The sequence below is a fragment of the Streptomyces sp. NPDC045701 genome, from assembly GCF_056432045.1.
In genome coordinates this window covers 151,626-166,121 of sequence record NZ_JBWKJV010000003.1, presented here as the reverse complement: position 1 = coordinate 166,121, position 14,496 = coordinate 151,626, and the positions used below count along the sequence as shown (strand labels likewise).

12 protein-coding genes and 1 riboswitch are annotated in these 14,496 nt (G+C 75.4%); of the genes, 5 read left to right on the top strand and 7 right to left on the bottom strand.

What is annotated here, in order from left to right; translation table 11 throughout:
* Window positions 1–398 precede the first annotated feature (398 nt).
* Genes AC07DW_RS04895 through AC07DW_RS04885 form a run of 3 tightly spaced genes read right to left on the bottom strand, consistent with a single transcriptional unit; the run spans window position 399 to window position 3,702 of the window.
* The gene (locus AC07DW_RS04895; RefSeq protein ID WP_478856195.1) at window positions 399–1,886 is read right to left on the bottom strand and encodes a precorrin-2 C(20)-methyltransferase; all 1,488 of its coding nucleotides are present in this window, start codon (window positions 1,884–1,886) and stop codon (window positions 399–401) included.
* On the bottom strand, window positions 1,883–2,530 hold the full coding sequence (locus AC07DW_RS04890; RefSeq protein WP_478856194.1) for a precorrin-8X methylmutase: 648 nt from the start codon (window positions 2,528–2,530) through the stop codon (window positions 1,883–1,885). The genes AC07DW_RS04895 and AC07DW_RS04890 overlap by 4 nt, the downstream gene beginning before the upstream one ends.
* Window positions 2,527–3,702: a cobalamin biosynthesis protein CobG gene (locus tag AC07DW_RS04885; RefSeq protein ID WP_478856193.1), complete on the bottom strand. Its 1,176-nt coding sequence runs from the start codon at window positions 3,700–3,702 to the stop codon at window positions 2,527–2,529. Before AC07DW_RS04885 ends, AC07DW_RS04890 begins: the two co-directional genes overlap by 4 nt.
* A 23-nt stretch (window positions 3,703–3,725) precedes the next feature.
* A riboswitch (cobalamin riboswitch) is annotated at window positions 3,726–3,856 on the top strand.
* A gap of 36 nt (window positions 3,857–3,892) precedes the next feature.
* On the opposite strand from AC07DW_RS04885, the gene cobN reads away from it, so the two are divergent.
* The 3 genes from cobN to AC07DW_RS04870 all read left to right on the top strand — a co-directional run bounded on the left by cobN (window position 3,893) and on the right by AC07DW_RS04870 (window position 8,783).
* A complete protein-coding gene (cobN, locus tag AC07DW_RS04880) occupies window positions 3,893–7,537 on the top strand; it encodes a cobaltochelatase subunit CobN (protein WP_478856192.1) in 3,645 nt (1,214 codons plus the stop codon).
* 106 nt (window positions 7,538–7,643) lie between these two features.
* Window positions 7,644–7,892, top strand: coding sequence for a hypothetical protein (locus AC07DW_RS04875; RefSeq protein WP_478856191.1), 249 nt, complete (start codon window positions 7,644–7,646; stop codon window positions 7,890–7,892).
* Window positions 7,893–7,916: 24 nt separating this feature from the next.
* The gene (locus AC07DW_RS04870) at window positions 7,917–8,783 is read left to right on the top strand and encodes an SDR family oxidoreductase (protein ID WP_478856190.1); all 867 of its coding nucleotides are present in this window, start codon (window positions 7,917–7,919) and stop codon (window positions 8,781–8,783) included.
* Between the two features lie 38 nt (window positions 8,784–8,821).
* On the opposite strand, the gene AC07DW_RS04865 is transcribed toward AC07DW_RS04870, so the two are convergent.
* Both AC07DW_RS04865 and AC07DW_RS04860 read right to left on the bottom strand, forming a co-directional pair.
* On the bottom strand, window positions 8,822–10,030 hold the full coding sequence (locus AC07DW_RS04865) for a threonine synthase (protein ID WP_478856189.1): 1,209 nt from the start codon (window positions 10,028–10,030) through the stop codon (window positions 8,822–8,824).
* A gap of 20 nt (window positions 10,031–10,050) precedes the next feature.
* Window positions 10,051–10,227 (bottom strand): hypothetical protein, encoded by a 177-nt coding sequence (locus AC07DW_RS04860; RefSeq protein ID WP_478856188.1) that lies wholly within the window; start codon window positions 10,225–10,227, stop codon window positions 10,051–10,053.
* Window positions 10,228–10,399: 172 nt separating this feature from the next.
* On the opposite strand from AC07DW_RS04860, the gene AC07DW_RS04855 reads away from it, so the two are divergent.
* Entirely contained in the window at window positions 10,400–11,623 is a 1,224-nt protein-coding gene (locus tag AC07DW_RS04855; RefSeq protein ID WP_478856187.1) for a DUF418 domain-containing protein, read from the top strand.
* Here the strand turns inward: AC07DW_RS04855 and AC07DW_RS04850 are convergent, their stop codons facing one another.
* Window positions 11,624–12,562: a nucleoside hydrolase gene (locus AC07DW_RS04850; RefSeq protein WP_478856186.1), complete on the bottom strand. Its 939-nt coding sequence runs from the start codon at window positions 12,560–12,562 to the stop codon at window positions 11,624–11,626.
* Between the two features lie 52 nt (window positions 12,563–12,614).
* Window positions 12,615–13,808: a D-alanyl-D-alanine carboxypeptidase family protein gene (locus tag AC07DW_RS04845; protein ID WP_478856185.1), complete on the bottom strand. Its 1,194-nt coding sequence runs from the start codon at window positions 13,806–13,808 to the stop codon at window positions 12,615–12,617.
* Between the two features lie 149 nt (window positions 13,809–13,957).
* Here AC07DW_RS04845 and AC07DW_RS04840 point away from each other — a divergent pair, with 149 nt between their 5' ends.
* Entirely contained in the window at window positions 13,958–14,359 is a 402-nt protein-coding gene (locus tag AC07DW_RS04840) for an SsgA family sporulation/cell division regulator (protein ID WP_478856184.1), read from the top strand.
* The last annotated feature ends 137 nt before the right edge of the window (window positions 14,360–14,496 follow it).

Genomic DNA, 14,496 nt, shown 5'->3' with positions numbered 1-14,496 from the left:
CACCGGGCCGCTACGACTTCGAGTCGCTCGGGCTCGGCGTCACCGACCTGGTGGAGGTCGGCCAGTCCCTGCGCGTCGGCGCCTCCGGCCGCGTGATCGCCGCCCGCCTCTCCCGCGCAGGTGGCGACGTTCTCGCCGTAGGAGACGACGACGGCACGGGGCGGGCCCGTTCCTGATGAGTGGCCGTGACATGACGCCCGGTGAGGGTGGCAGGGGCGCCGCACCCACGCGGAGCGTCAGCCACGCGGAGCGTCAGCCACACGGAGCGCGGCTCCCCGGACGCGACGGCGGGCCCGTGGAGGCGGGCCGGGGACGGCACCGGACCGACCCCGCCCCGCTCCGGCGGGCCCGCCCCCGGCCGGGTCGGGCCGCCCGGCCCGGGGTCGGGAACCCGGCCGTCAGGACTCCGGGTACCGGCGCGGGGTCCAGGCCACCGTGGCGCCGTCGCCCCTCCGTACCGCCTGGGTCTGGGAGGAGCCGATGAGCAGGAGGGTGCGCATGTCGACCTCCGCCGGGTCCAGGTCCATCAGCGGCAGGACGCGGACGGACTCCTCCGGGCCGCCCACGTCGCGGGCGACGACCACCGGGGTGTCCGGGGCGCGGTGTTCCAGGAGGAGTTCGCGGGCCTTGGCGACCTGCCAGGTGCGGCTTGCCGAGCCCGGGTTGTAGAGGGCGAGCACCAGGTCGGCGGCGGCCGCCGCGCGGAGGCGCTCCGCGATGACGTCCCACGGCTTGAGCCGGTCCGACAGGGAGATGGTGGCGTAGTCGTGGCCCAGCGGCGCACCCGCCTTCGCGGCGGCGGCGTTCGCGGCGGTCACGCCGGGCAGGACGCGCACCGGGACGTCCGCGTACGGGGCCCCGGCGGCGACCTCCAGGACCGCCGTGGCCATGGCGAACACGCCGGGGTCGCCGCCCGACACCACCGCCACGCGCCGCCCGCGGCGGGCCAGGTCCAGGGCGAACTCGGCCCGCTCCGACTCGACCTTGTTGTCCGAGCCGTGCCGCTCCTGCCCGGGGCGCACCGGGACGCGGTCCAGGTAGGTGGTGTAGCCCACCAGGTCGGTCGCCGAGGCGAGCGCCCCGCGCGTCTCGGGCGTCAGCCACAGCGGGCCGGCCGGGCCGGTGCCGACGACCACGACCTCGCCCGAGGCGGTCGCGGCCGGCCCGGAGTCGATACGGGACGGCAGCACCGCCACGGAGAAGTACGGGACCGACTCGGGGTCGACGTCCGCCAGCGGTCCCGTCCGCTCGCCGGCCATCGTGGCCCGCTCCACGTAGTGCGCGTCGTCCAGCCGGCCGGCCCGCTCCAGGGCGCGCCGTACCGTAGGGAACGTCCGGCCCAGCTTCATGACGACCGCCGAGTCGGTGGCCGCCAGGCGGGCCGTCAGCTCCTCCTCCGGCAGCGTGCCGGGGATGATGGTCAGGATCTCCTCCGCCTCGCACAGCGGCTTGCCCAGGCGGGCCGCCGACGCGCTCACCGACGTGACGCCCGGGATGACCTCGGTGTCGTAGCGGTGCGCCAGCCGCTTGTGCATGTGCTGGTAGGAGCCGTAGAACAACGGGTCGCCCTCGGCGAGGACGGCGACCGTGCGGCCCGCGTCCAGGTGGGCGGCCAGGCGCGCCGACGCCTCCTCGTAGAAGTCGTTCAACGCCCCCCGGTACCCGCCCGGGTGGTCCGTCGTCTCGACGGTCAGCGGGTACATCAGGCGCTCTTCGACGTGGTCCTCGCGGATGTGCTCGGCCGCGATGGACCGGGCGATCGAGCGGCCGTGCCGCGCGGAGTGGTACGCGATCACGTCGGCGGCCGCGATGGCCTTCACCGCCGCGACCGTCATCAGGTTGGGGTCGCCGGGGCCGAGCCCCACGCCGTACAGCTTGCCGCTCATGCCTGGATCTCCGCCTCGTGGGCGATCGCGTTGATCGCCGCCGCCGCCATGGCGCTGCCGCCCCGCCGCCCGCGCACCACCAGGTGCGCCAGGCCCGGAAAGGCCGCCAGCGCGTCCTTGGACTCGGCCGCCCCGATGAAGCCGACGGGTATGCCGATGACCGCCGCCGGGCGGGGGGCGCCCGCCTCGATCATCTCCAGCAGCCGGAACAGCGCGGTCGGGGCGTTGCCGATCGCGATGACCGAGCCCTCCAGCCGGTCGCGCCACAGCTCCAGCGCGGCGGCGCTGCGCGTCGTCCCGAGGTCGGCGGCGAGCGCCGGGACGGCCGGGTCGGAGAGCGTGCAGACCACGTCGTTGTCGGCGGGCAGCCGCTTGCGGGTGACACCGCTGGCGACCATCCGCGCGTCGCACAGGATCGGCGCGCCGGCGCGCAGCGCCTCACGGGCGCGGGCCACGACGTCGGGCGTGTACGCCAGGTCGCGGACGAGGTCGACCATGCCGCAGGCGTGGATCATCCGCACGGCGACCTGGCTGACGTCGGCCGGCAGGTCCGCGAGATCCGCCTCGGCGCGGATCGTGGCAAAGGACTGGCGGTAGATCTCCGCGCCGTCCTTCTCGTAGTCGAACACTCTGCTCTCGCTCATTTCGTCGGTCCTTGTACGGTCATCTGGTACGCGCCCTCGCCGGTCGCGACCATGTCGGTCCACGCGCCCTGCGGGTGGCCGCACCGGCGGGCGCACCCCGACCAGTGGACGGGCAGCGCGCCTTCGCGGGGCCGCGCCTCCGCCCGTACGTCGGACAGGGACTTGGCGCAGCCGGGTCGTCCGGTGCACGCGGTGACGCCGATCCAGGGGGAGTCGGCACGGGTGACGAAGCCGGCCCCGCCGAGGGCGCGCAGCCGCTCCTCGGCCGCCGCCCGTCCGGTGAAGCCGGGCAGCACGAAGCCGCGCCACGGGGTGACCCGTACCTCCTCGGCGGGCAGCAGCGCGCGGAACTGCGCCGAGCTCACCCGGCCGAGGCGGGCCAGGACGGACACCGTGCCGTCGCCGATCACCCCGGGCGGGGGCGGCGCTCCCGTCGCGGGCGGGCAGCCTGCGGGCTCCGCCGCGATCGCCGCCCGCCGCAGGTGTCCGGTCACGTCCATGTCCTGCCCCGCCGGCAGCTCCCGCACCCGCCACGCGCCGGTGCCCGCCCGCCGTGCCGCCGCGAGGAACGCCCCGGCGGCCGCGAGGGCGGCGCGGGGAGCGTCGTCGGAGGACACCCGGTACGTCCGGTCCGCGACGTGGAGCAGGGCGCCGCCGTCCGGGTCTGCGAGCAACGTCACATCGGCGGCCAGGGCCGCCACGTCGCCCCGCCCGTCGTCCACGGCGAACAGGAAGCGGCCGGACAGTTCCGTCGTCCAGTCCTCGGCGCACAGGAGCGCGTCCAGGCGGGCGGCCCACGCCTGCACGCCCGGCCCGGCGAGCGGTGAGACGACCATGTTCCTTACCCGCTCGTGCCGTTCGGACGGCAGCAGGCCGGCGTCGCGCAGCAGGTCCGCAAGGCCGAGCCCACAGCCCTCGCCGAGGCCCCTCAACTCCACGTTGCCGCGCGAGGTGAGGGAGAGGTGGCCGTCGCCCAGCCGGTCCGCCGCGTCGGCCAGCACCGTCACTTGACGGGGCGTCAGCACTCCGGTGGGGAGGCGCAGCCGGGCCAGCGACCCGTCGTCGGCCCGGTGCAGCCGGAGCGCGCCGGGGCACGCGTCACCGCGCTCGCGGACGCGGTCCCGTATGTGCGCTTCACCCCGGTCCTGGGGGTTTGGTGAGCTGGGCGGCATGGCGGCGAGCATACGCGCAGCCTCTACTATGCAGACGGCACAGGGTCCCAGGGCCCTAGGGAGGAAGCCCGGTGAGAATCCGGCGCGGTCCCGCCACTGTGAGTCCGGCCGGAAGCCGGACGAGTCAGGAACTCCCGCCGTCCTACGACCACCCGGGGCGCGGACACCCCGAGGAAGGCCTGCGCACGTCATGACGCACGCGACCACGCCCGAGACGGCGCCCGTCCCGGCGCCCGCCACGACGATCCTGCTGCTGTCGCACTCCGACACCGACCTGCTCAGCGCCCGCGCGGCCGGCGGCCCCGTCGCCTACCGGTTCGCCAACCCCGCCCGGCTCCCGCTCGACGACCTGGGCGGCCTCCTCGACGGCGCCGACCTCGTCGTCGTACGGCTCCTCGGTGGCATCCGCGCCTGGGAGGAGGGCCTCCAGGCGCTCCGCGCGACCGGCAAGCCGCTGGTCGTCCTCACCGGCGAACAGGCCCCCGACGCGCAGCTGATGGAGACCTCGACCGTCCCGATCGGCATCGCGGCCGAGGCGCACGCGTACCTCGCCCACGGCGGACCGGGGAACCTGGAGCAGCTCGCCCGGTTCCTCTCGGACACCGTCCTGCTCACCGGCCACGGCTTCGAGCCGCCGGCCGCCGCTCCCACCTGGGGCCCGCTGGAGCGGACCGCGCGCACCACCACCGGCCCCACGGTCGCCGTGCTCTACTACCGCGCCCACCACATGAGCGGCAACACCGCCTTCGTCGGCACCCTCTGCGACGCCATCGAGGACGCGAGCGGCCAGGCCCTCCCGCTGTACGTGGCGTCGCTGCGCGCCCCCGAGCCGGAGCTGCTGGACAGCCTGCGGACGGCCGACGCGATCGTCACCACCGTCCTCGCCGCCGGCGGCACCAGGCCCGCCGAGGCCCAGGCGGGCGGTGACGAGGAGGCCTGGGACGCGGGCGCCCTCGCGGCCCTGGACGTCCCCGTCCTCCAGGCCCTGTGCCTGACCGGTTCGCGCGCCGCGTGGGAGGAGAGCGACGAGGGCCTCTCGCCGCTCGACGCCGCCAGCCAGGTCGCCGTCCCCGAGTTCGACGGCCGGCTCATCACCGTGCCGTTCTCCTTCAAGGAGATCGACGCCGACGGCCTGCCCGCGTACGTCGCCGACGCCGAGCGCGCCGCCCGGGTCGCCGGGATCGCCGTCCGCCACGCCCGGCTGCGGCACATCCCCAACGCCGAGAAGCGCCTCGCGCTGGTCCTCTCCGCGTATCCGACGAAGCACTCGCGCATAGGCAACGCGGTCGGCCTCGACACCCCCGCGTCCGCCGTCGCGCTGCTGCGGCGGCTGCGCGAGGAGGGGTACGACTTCGGCGCCGAGGACGTGCCGGGCCTCGCGTCCGGCGACGGCGACGAGCTGATCTACGCACTGATCGAGGCCGGCGGCCACGACCAGGACTGGCTCACCGAGGAGCAGCTGGCCAGGAACCCGGTCCGCATCCCGGCCGCCGACTACAAGCGCTGGTACGCCACCCTCCCCGAGGAGCTGCGCGCGCACGTCGAGCGCCACTGGGGTCCGCCGCCCGGCGAGATGTTCCTGGACCGCTCCCGCAACCCGGAGGGCGACATCGTGCTCGCCGCCCTGCGGCGCGGCAACCTGCTCATCCTCATCCAGCCGCCGCGCGGCTTCGGCGAGAACCCGATCGCGATCTACCACGACCCCGACCTGCCGCCGTCGCACCACTACCTGGCCGCCTACCGCTGGATCGCCGCCCGCGCCGAGGACGGCGGCTTCGGGGCGGACGCCATGGTCCACCTGGGCAAGCACGGCAACCTGGAGTGGCTGCCCGGCAAGAACGCCGGCCTGTCCGCCGCGTGCGGCCCCGACGCCGCCCTCGGCGACCTCCCGCTGGTCTACCCGTTCCTGGTGAACGACCCGGGCGAGGGAACCCAGGCCAAGCGCCGCGTCCACGCCACGCTCGTCGACCACCTGGTGCCCCCGATGGCCCGCGCCGAGTCGTACGGCGACATCACGCGCCTGGAGCAGCTGCTCGACGAGTACGCGCAGATCTCCGCCATGGACCCGTCCAAGCTGCCGGCCATCCGCGCCCAGATCTGGACGCTGATCCAGGCCGCCAAGCTCGACCACGACCTCGGCCTGGAGGACCGCCCGGACGACGACGGGTTCGACGACTTCCTGCTCCACGTCGACGGCTGGCTCTGCGAGGTCAAGGACGCCCAGATCCGCGACGGCCTGCACGTCCTCGGCGGCGCCCCCACCGGCCCCGAACGGGTCAACCTGGTCCTGTCGATCCTGCGCGCCCGCCAGATCTGGGGCGGCACGCAGTCCCTGCCCGGCCTGCGCGAGGCCCTCGGCCTGGACGAGTCGGCCGCGACGCGTACCACCGCCGACGAGGCGGAGGCCAAGGCCCGCGCCCTGGTCGAGGCGATGGAGGCCGCCGACTGGAACCCGGCCGCCGTCGCCACCGTCGCCGAGGGGTACGACCAGGCCGTCGCCGCCGTCCTCGACTTCGCCGCCCGCCAGGTCGTCCCGCGCCTGGCCGCCACCACCGACGAGCTGGACCACGCCGTCCACGCCCTGAACGGCGGCTTCGTCCCGGCCGGCCCCTCCGGCTCGCCGCTGCGGGGTCTGGTGAACGTCCTGCCGACCGGCCGCAACTTCTACTCCGTCGACCCCAAGGCCGTACCGTCCCGGCTCGCCTGGGAGACCGGCCAGGCTCTCGCCGAGTCGCTGCTGACCCGCTACCGCGACGACAACGGCGACTGGCCGACCTCCGTCGGCCTGTCGCTGTGGGGCACCAGCGCCATGCGCACCGCGGGCGACGACGTCGCCGAGGCCCTCGCCCTGCTCGGCGTCCGCCCCGTCTGGGACGACGCCTCCCGCCGCGTCACCGGCCTGGAGCCCGTCCCGCTCGCCGAGCTGGGCCGCCCGCGGATCGACGTGACGCTGCGCATCTCGGGCTTCTTCCGCGACGCGTTCCCGCACACCATCGGGCTCCTCGACGACGCCGTCCGCCTCGCGGCCTCCCTGGACGAGCCGGCCGCGGACAACTTCGTCCGCGCCCACGCGCAGGCCGACCTCGCCGAGCACGGCGACGAACGCCGCGCCACCACCCGCATCTTCGGCTCCCGGCCGGGCACCTACGGCGCGGGCATCCTCCAGCTGATCGACTCGCGCGACTGGCGCACCGACGCCGACCTGGCCGAGGTGTACACGGTGTGGGGCGGTTACGCGTACGGGCGCGGCCTGGAGGGCCGCCCGGCGCGCGACGAGATGGAGACCGCGTACAAGCGCATCGCGGTGGCGGCCAAGAACACCGACACCCGCGAGCACGACATCGCCGACTCGGACGACTACTTCCAGTACCACGGCGGCATGGTCGCCACCGTCCGCGCGCTCAAGGGCACCGCCCCCGAGGCGTACATCGGCGACTCCACCCGCCCGGAGAGCGTCCGCACCCGCACCCTCGTCGAGGAGACGTCCCGCGTCTTCCGCGCCCGCGTGGTCAACCCCCGCTGGATCGAGGCGATGCGCCGCCACGGCTACAAGGGCGCGTTCGAGCTGGCCGCCACCGTCGACTACCTCTTCGGGTACGACGCCACGACCGGCGTCGTCGCCGACTGGATGTACGACAAGCTCACCGAGGCGTACGTCCTGGACCCGGAGAACAGGGCCTTCCTCCAGGAGGCCAACCCCTGGGCCCTGCACGGCATCGCCGAGCGGCTCCTGGAGGCCGAGTCGCGCGGTATGTGGGAGAAGCCCGACCCGGCCGTCCTGGAGCAGCTCAAGCAGGTGTACCTGGAGACCGAGGGCGACCTGGAGGACAAGTGACCCTCACGGTCGGCGGCGAGGACAAGGAGCTGTCCGCGGCCTCGACCAGGAGCTGACCGCCTTCAACCGGGCCGCCACGGGCGCCGCCGACGAGGCGGCGCTGTCGGTGCGGGCCACCGGTGACGACGGCGCGGTCACCGGCGGGCCCACCGGCCGGACCCGGGGCGGCCTCGGCGGCGTCGGCACGCTGTGGGTCCGCGAGGACCGGCGCGGTACCGGGCCGGGCCGTCCCCAGCCGCCGCTCCAGGCGTCCGCCGTGGCGCGGGGGAGGGCCAGAATTCCTCTCCTCGTACGCCCTACGCCGGACGGGCGCCTCACCGCGCGCGTGCTGGAGGACACCGAGGTGTACGCCTGAGCCCGCCGAGGCAGACTCGGCGGTATGTCATCCGTGATCGCTGTGACCGGGGCGAGCGGCCGTGTCGGCGGCCGTGTCGCCCGCCGACTCGCCGGCCAGGGCATGAAGACCCGGCTGCTCGGCCGTGACCCCGCCCGGCTGCCGGACCTGCCGGGCGCGGTGAAGGCCGCGCCCGCGCCGTACGGGGACGCCGAGGCGATGCGCCGCGCCCTGGACGGCGCGGACACCCTGTTCCTGGTGTCCGCCCACGAGGGCCCCGACCGGATCCAGGACCACCGGACGGCGGTCGACGCGGCGCTCGCGGCGGGTGTGGGGCGGATCGTGTACCTGTCGTTCCTGGGCGCCGCGCCCCAGGCGACGTTCACCTTCGCACGCGACCACTGGCACACCGAGCGGTACATCGAGGCGCGGGACGTGCCCCACACGTTCCTGCGCGACAGCTGGTACCTCGCCGGGTTCGCGGCGATGACCGGCGAGGACGGCGTCCTGCGCGGACCGGGGGGCGACGGCCGGGTCGCGGCGGTCGCCCACGAGGACGTCGCGGACGTCGCGGCGGCCGTCCTGCTGGGCGGCGCGGAGCACGACGGCGCCGCCTACGACGTCACCGGCGAGGATGCCCTGACCCTCGCCGCGGCGGCGGAGGAGCTGTCCCGGGCGGCCGGGCGCCCGGTGCGCTACGTCCCCGAGACCCCCGCCGAGGCCTACGCCTCCCGCGCGCGGTACGGCGCCGAGCACTGGGAGGTCGCCGGCTGGGTCACCTCCTACGAGGCGATCGCCACCGGCGAGATGAGCACGGTCGCCGACACGGTACGGCGCCTCACCGGCCATCCCCCGATGACGCTGCGCGAATACCTCACGGCCCACCCCCGCTCGTACGCCCACCTGCGCTGACGGCGCTGCGGCCGGGCACGCCCACGCCGTGGCCGCGGCTACGGGCGGCGCAGCGCCCGGGTCACGGCCTCCCAGGTCGGCTCGACCGGTTCCAGCGGGTCACCGCCCACCCCGAGGTCCTTGAAACCGCTGGACGTCGACACGCACACCACCGGCCCGCCGGCGTCGCCCTCGCGGGCGGCCCACTGCCGGTACCCGGCCAGTCCGGCCGCCGCCGACAGTTCGGCCCACAGGCCCTGCCGGGCCAGTTCGTCCCTGGCCCGGCGCAGCTCCTCGTCCGTCACCAGGAGCGCGTCGCCGCCGCTGTCGAGGACCGCCCGCACCGCGCGGTTGCCCCCGACGGAGCAGTCGATCGCGTACGCGTCGGTGGCGCCGGTCTCCACCACGGCCGCCGGCGCCCCGGTCCGGACGGCCGCCGCGAGCGGGCCCCCGACCGCCGGTTCGCACCCGAACACCCGCGGCACCCGGTCCGTGACGCCGAGGTCCCGCAGCTCGCGGAAGCCCTTCCAGACGCCGAACAGCAGCTCGCCGTACCCGGCGGGGACGAACACCGCGGCCGGCACCCCGAGGTCGGCGTGGATCTCGTACGCGACGGTCTTGTACCCCTCCGGTCCGAAGGGGTGGCCCGTGTGGGTCGGGGTGAGGTTGCTGACGGTGTGGTAGCCGAGGCGCTCGGCGATCAGCGCGAGCAACGGCCAGCGCGCCTCCGCCGGTACGGCGACGACGTCCGCCCCGTAGGCCCTGAGGAAGGACGCCACCGCGGGCGGCGCGCCGGCCGAGGCGAGGACGACGCAGCGCAGCCCGGCGCGGGCGGCGTAGGCCGCGGCGGAGGCGCCGTGGTTGCCGGATGAGGCGACGGCGATCCCCTCGGCGCCCACGTGGACCGCCGCGCCGACCGCCACCCGGTTGAGCCGGTCCTTGTGGCTCCACGTCGGGTTGCGCGACTCGTCCTTGATCCACACTCCGTCCCCGAGCGGCACGAGCGGGGTCGCCCCCTCGCCCAGGCCCGGGGCGTCGAGCGGCGGCAGCAACGGAGCCCACCGCTCCAGCCCGCCACCGCGCAGGGGCGACGTGAACAGGTCCGCCGGCACGTCCTCGTAGGCGTAGTCGACCTCCACCGGGAAGACCATCTCGGAGGTCGCCGTGCGGGGGCAGCCGCGCGGCAGCGGCGGGTACAGCGGGTAGCGCAGGTCCGGATCGCCCAGCGAGCGCTGCGCGGTGGCGAGGGAGACGGCGGGGGTGGTCATGGGCCGAGCCTACGTGCGGGTCAGTCCTCGCCCCGCACGATGTTCTCCTCCGTCGTACCGTTCCCGGCCACCCGGTCGGCGACGGCGGGCCGGTGTGTGCGGACCGGGCCGCGGATCTCGCGCCGCATGGCTGTCGGGCGGTCGAGCACCGCCCGTGCGACGGTGTCCGGGTCTCTGTTCCTGCCGGGGGTGTCCATGCGCTCCGAGTACCCGCCCCACAAGGACGAAACGGGCGCGGTGCGACGTCGGCGGCCAAGGCGCCCGGTCGTCCCGGCCGAGGGCCGCCCCCCGGCGCTACATCCTTCGGCGCAGCGCGGGTTCGTCCGCGCTCATGACGTCTGCGGCGGTCCGCGCCCGGACGCTGGACTCATGACCGAAACCCTTCGTACCCCGGTGGCGCACGCGGCCACGAGCACGCGGCGCCTCGCCCTGCTCGACGTCCTGCGCGGCGTGGCGATCCTCGGGACGCTGATGACGAACGTGTGGGTGTTCACCGGGCCGGGGTCCGAGTGGGGCGTCCTCCAAGGTGCGCTGCCGGACGCGTCGTTCGGGACTTTCCCGGAGGCCGCCGAGAGTGTTTTCCGGCTGGTGGCGGACGGGAAGTTCCTGTCGCTGCTGACGATCCTGTTCGGGGCCGGGCTGGCGATCCAGTACGGTTCGGCGGCCCGGCGCGGACAGCCGTGGCCGGGGCGGTACCGGTGGCGGGCGCTGTTCCTGTTCGCGGAGGGGACCGTGCACTTCGTGCTGGTCTTCGCGTGGGACGTGCTGATGGGGTACGCCGTGACGGCGCTGCTCGTGGCCTGGCTGCTGACCTGCTCGGAGCGGGCCAGGCGGCGGGTGATGTGGTGGGCGGCCGGGCTGCACGTGACGGTGATCGGGCTGCTGACGGCCGCCCTGGTGGCGGACTCCTCGTCGGGGGCCTCGTCCGGCGCCGCGCCGGGCCCGTCGCCGGGCTCCGCGCCGGGCGGTGGTGTCTCCCGGGAGGTCGTCGACCTGTACGCGCACGGCAGCTGGGCGGACCAGATCGCCTTCCGGCTGGAGAACGCGATCGCCCTGCGCCTGGAGCCGGTGCTGACGTTCTGCCTGCTGCTGTTCCTCTTCCTGCTGGGCGTACGGCTGTTCCGGGCGGGTGCCTTCGGGGCGGACGCGACGGCGCGGCGGATCCGGGCGCGGATGCTGGTGTGGGGCCTGGGGCTGGGTGTCCCGCTGAACGTGGCCGTGGCGGTGGGGGGTTCGGACCTCGTCCTGCTGGGGCGGTACGGGGCGGCGCCGCTGGTGGCGGTCGGGTACATCGGGCTGATCGGCGCGGTCGTGGACCGGGTGCGGCGCCCGGGTCCGCTGACGGGCGGGCTGACGGCGGTGGGGCGGATGGCGCTGTCGGGTTATGTCGCGCAGAACGTGCTGTGCGTGCTCGCCGCGTACGGCTTCGGGCTCGGCCTGGCGTCCGCACTCGGCGGGTCCTGGCGGCCGTGGTGGGTGATGGGGCTGTGGGCGATGGTGTCGCTGGTGCTGCTGGTGTTCTCCACCTGGTGGCTGCGCCGCTTCCCGGCCGGTCCGCTGGAGTCCGTACAGAGGTGGGCCCTGCGGCGGTGATCACCCCAGGGTGCGTACGGCGTCGATGATCAGGTCCCAGAAGGCCGGGGCGTCGACGGCCGTGCCGACGCGGGCGTTGGCGGGGCGGCCGGTGACGCCGTCGAGGTCGACCACCGTGGCGCCGCGCGTGTGCGTCCCGGTCAGCTCCACGGCGACCGGGGCGCGGACCGTGGTGATCAGGTCCGGGTCGATGAGGTGGGCCACGGTCAGCGGGTCGTGCAGGGGCGGCGCGGCGAGGCCGAAGACCTCGCGGTAGGTGGTGCCGAAGAAGGTCAGCAGCTCGACGCACAGCCGTGCCAGGGGCGTGCCGAGCGCCTCCAGACGGGCGAGCACGTCGGGGACGGCCGGAACCTGGTGGCTGACGTTGAGGCCGATCATGGTGACGTCCAGGCCGCTGGAGAACACGATGTCGGCGGCCTCCGGGTCGGCGGCGATGTTGAACTCGGCGGCCGGGGTCCGGTTGCCGCGCCCCGTGGAGCCGCCCATCAGCACGATCCGGTCGATCCGGTCGGCGGCCAGGTCCGGGTGGGCGAGCAGGAACGCGGCGACGTTGCTCAGCGGGCCGGTCGGGACCAGCGTCACGGGGGCGGGGTGGGCGAGCAGCGTCTCGCGCAGCAGCGTGATCGCGTCGCGCGGGTCGAGCGGGACGGTCGGCTCGCCGAAGCCGGGGCCGTCCAGGCCGGACTCGCCGTGGATGTTCCCCGCCACGATCCCGGCCCCGTGCAGCGGCCGCGCCAGTCCGGCCGCGATCGGTACGCCCTCGATCCCGGCGACCGTGCACACGCGGCGCGCGTTGAGCGCGGTCCTCGCCACGGACGCGTTGCCCGCGACGGTGGTGATCGCGAGGAGCTCGACGGCGGGGTGGGCGGCGGCCAGCAGGATGGCGAACGCGTCGTCGTGCCCGGGGTCGCAGTCGAGGATCACGGGGATGGGTGTCATGGGGGCAGTGTCACGGATCACCGCCCCCGCCGCCCCCGCCTCCCCCCACGCGTCACCGCTCGGTGTCCGGGCGGCGGCGCACCCACCACAGGATGGCCGCGGCCAGGCAGGCCGAGCCGACGATGGTGAGGGGCAGCAGGAGGCCCGGCCCCCGCCCGTGGGCCGGCACCGGCAGGGTGGCGACCGAGACGGCGGCGGTCGGCGGGACGGAACGCGGCGCCGGGGGCGCCGTCGGGCCGGGCGGGGCGGCGGCGGCCGGTACCGGGAGGGTCGCGCGCGGGGGGAGCAGGGAGCCCACCGGGCGGGCGTGGGGCGCCGCCGCGAACCCCCAGTCGAGCAGGTCGCGGGCCTCCTCGTACACGGCGTACGCGCCGCCCCGCCGGGGGTTCAGCACCGAGACGATTAGCGTGCGCGGGCCCTTGCGGGCGGCGGCGACCAGGGTGTGTCCCGCGTGGCTGGTGTAGCCGTTCTTGATGCCGAGGAGGCCCGGGTAGCGCTCCACGCCGTCGGCGCCGGTGAGCAACCGATTGGTGTTGCGGATGCCGTACGACCAGCGCCCGGCCGGGAACTTGGCGTAGGGCGTGGCGGCGTACCGGGCGAAGTCCGGGTTCCGCAGCCCCGCGCGGCCGAAGACCGCCAGGTCGTACGCGGAGGAGACCTGACCGGGCGCGTCGTACCCGTCGGGCGACACCACCCGGGTGTCGTAGGCGCCCAGCGCCCGCGCCGTGGCCTGCATCTTGCGCACGGTGGCCTCCCAGCCGCCGTTCAGGCCCGCGAGGACGCGCACGGCGTCGTTGCCGGAGCTGAGGAACACCCCGCGCCACAGGTCGGCGACCCGGTAGGTGACCTCCTCGCGTACGCCCACGAGGCTGCTGCCGTCGCCGATGCCGCGCAGCTCGTGCTCGCTGACCGTGTGCTGCCGGTCGGCCGGCAGGCCGGGCAGCGCGGCCAGCGCGAACAGGGTCTTCAGCGTCGAGGCGGGCGGCAGCCGCAGGTGGGCGTTCCGCGCGGCGAGCACCTCGCCGGTGGCGGCGTCGGCGATCAGCCAGGACCGGGCGGACAGCGGGGGTGGCGCCTTGACGCCGCGTGGGAGGCGCACCTGGGTGCCGGGCCGGTGCAGGAGCACCGGGTCGACGCGCGCGGCGGCGGGCGGCGGCACGGGCTCGACGGGGCGCGGGGCGGCGGCGGGGCCGGCCGGCGCGGACGGGAGCAGCAGCAGGGCGGCGACGAACGAACTGACGATCATTCAGTCACGGTAGGGACGGGCCGGACCGGCCGCCGCGCGGTGTGCCGCCGACCGGAGTACGGCCCGGTCGCCCCGCCAGCCGCATTACTCGTGCTTCCCGGGGCACCTGCAAGGGGGCTCCCGTCACCCATCCCCCTGGAGGAACGGACATGAACGCGGTCCTGCGTGACAAGGTCTTCATGCGGCTTCTCTCGCCGGACGGCCAGGAACTTCCCGTCCTGTCCCACCTGACGTACGACGCTCGCGACCCGTACGCGATCACGGTGGGCTTCACCCACGCCGGGTTCGTGTACGCCGAGTGGCGCCTGGACCGCGACATGCTGCGGGACGGCATGGCGCACGCGGTCGGCGAGGGCGACGTACGGATGTGGCCGGTGCTCAACGGCACCCGTGAGGAGCTGCGCATCGAGCTGGCGCACACCACCGTGTTCACCGTCTGGGCGCCGTCGCTGCGGCGCTTCCTGGAGCGGACGTACGAGGAGGTCCCGGCCGGCCGGGAGCGCCTGGAGGACCTGGACGCGTTCCTGGCGGAGCTCCTGGCGGCCGGCTGACCGGCGCGGCGGGAGCACCGCCGGCGGGAGCGCCGCGCCGCATCGGCCCGCACGCCCGCCGTCGCCGCACCCGACGACGCCCCGGCCGCCGACCGAGACCGTCCGGACGGTGCCGGCCACCGGCCGCCCGACGTCAT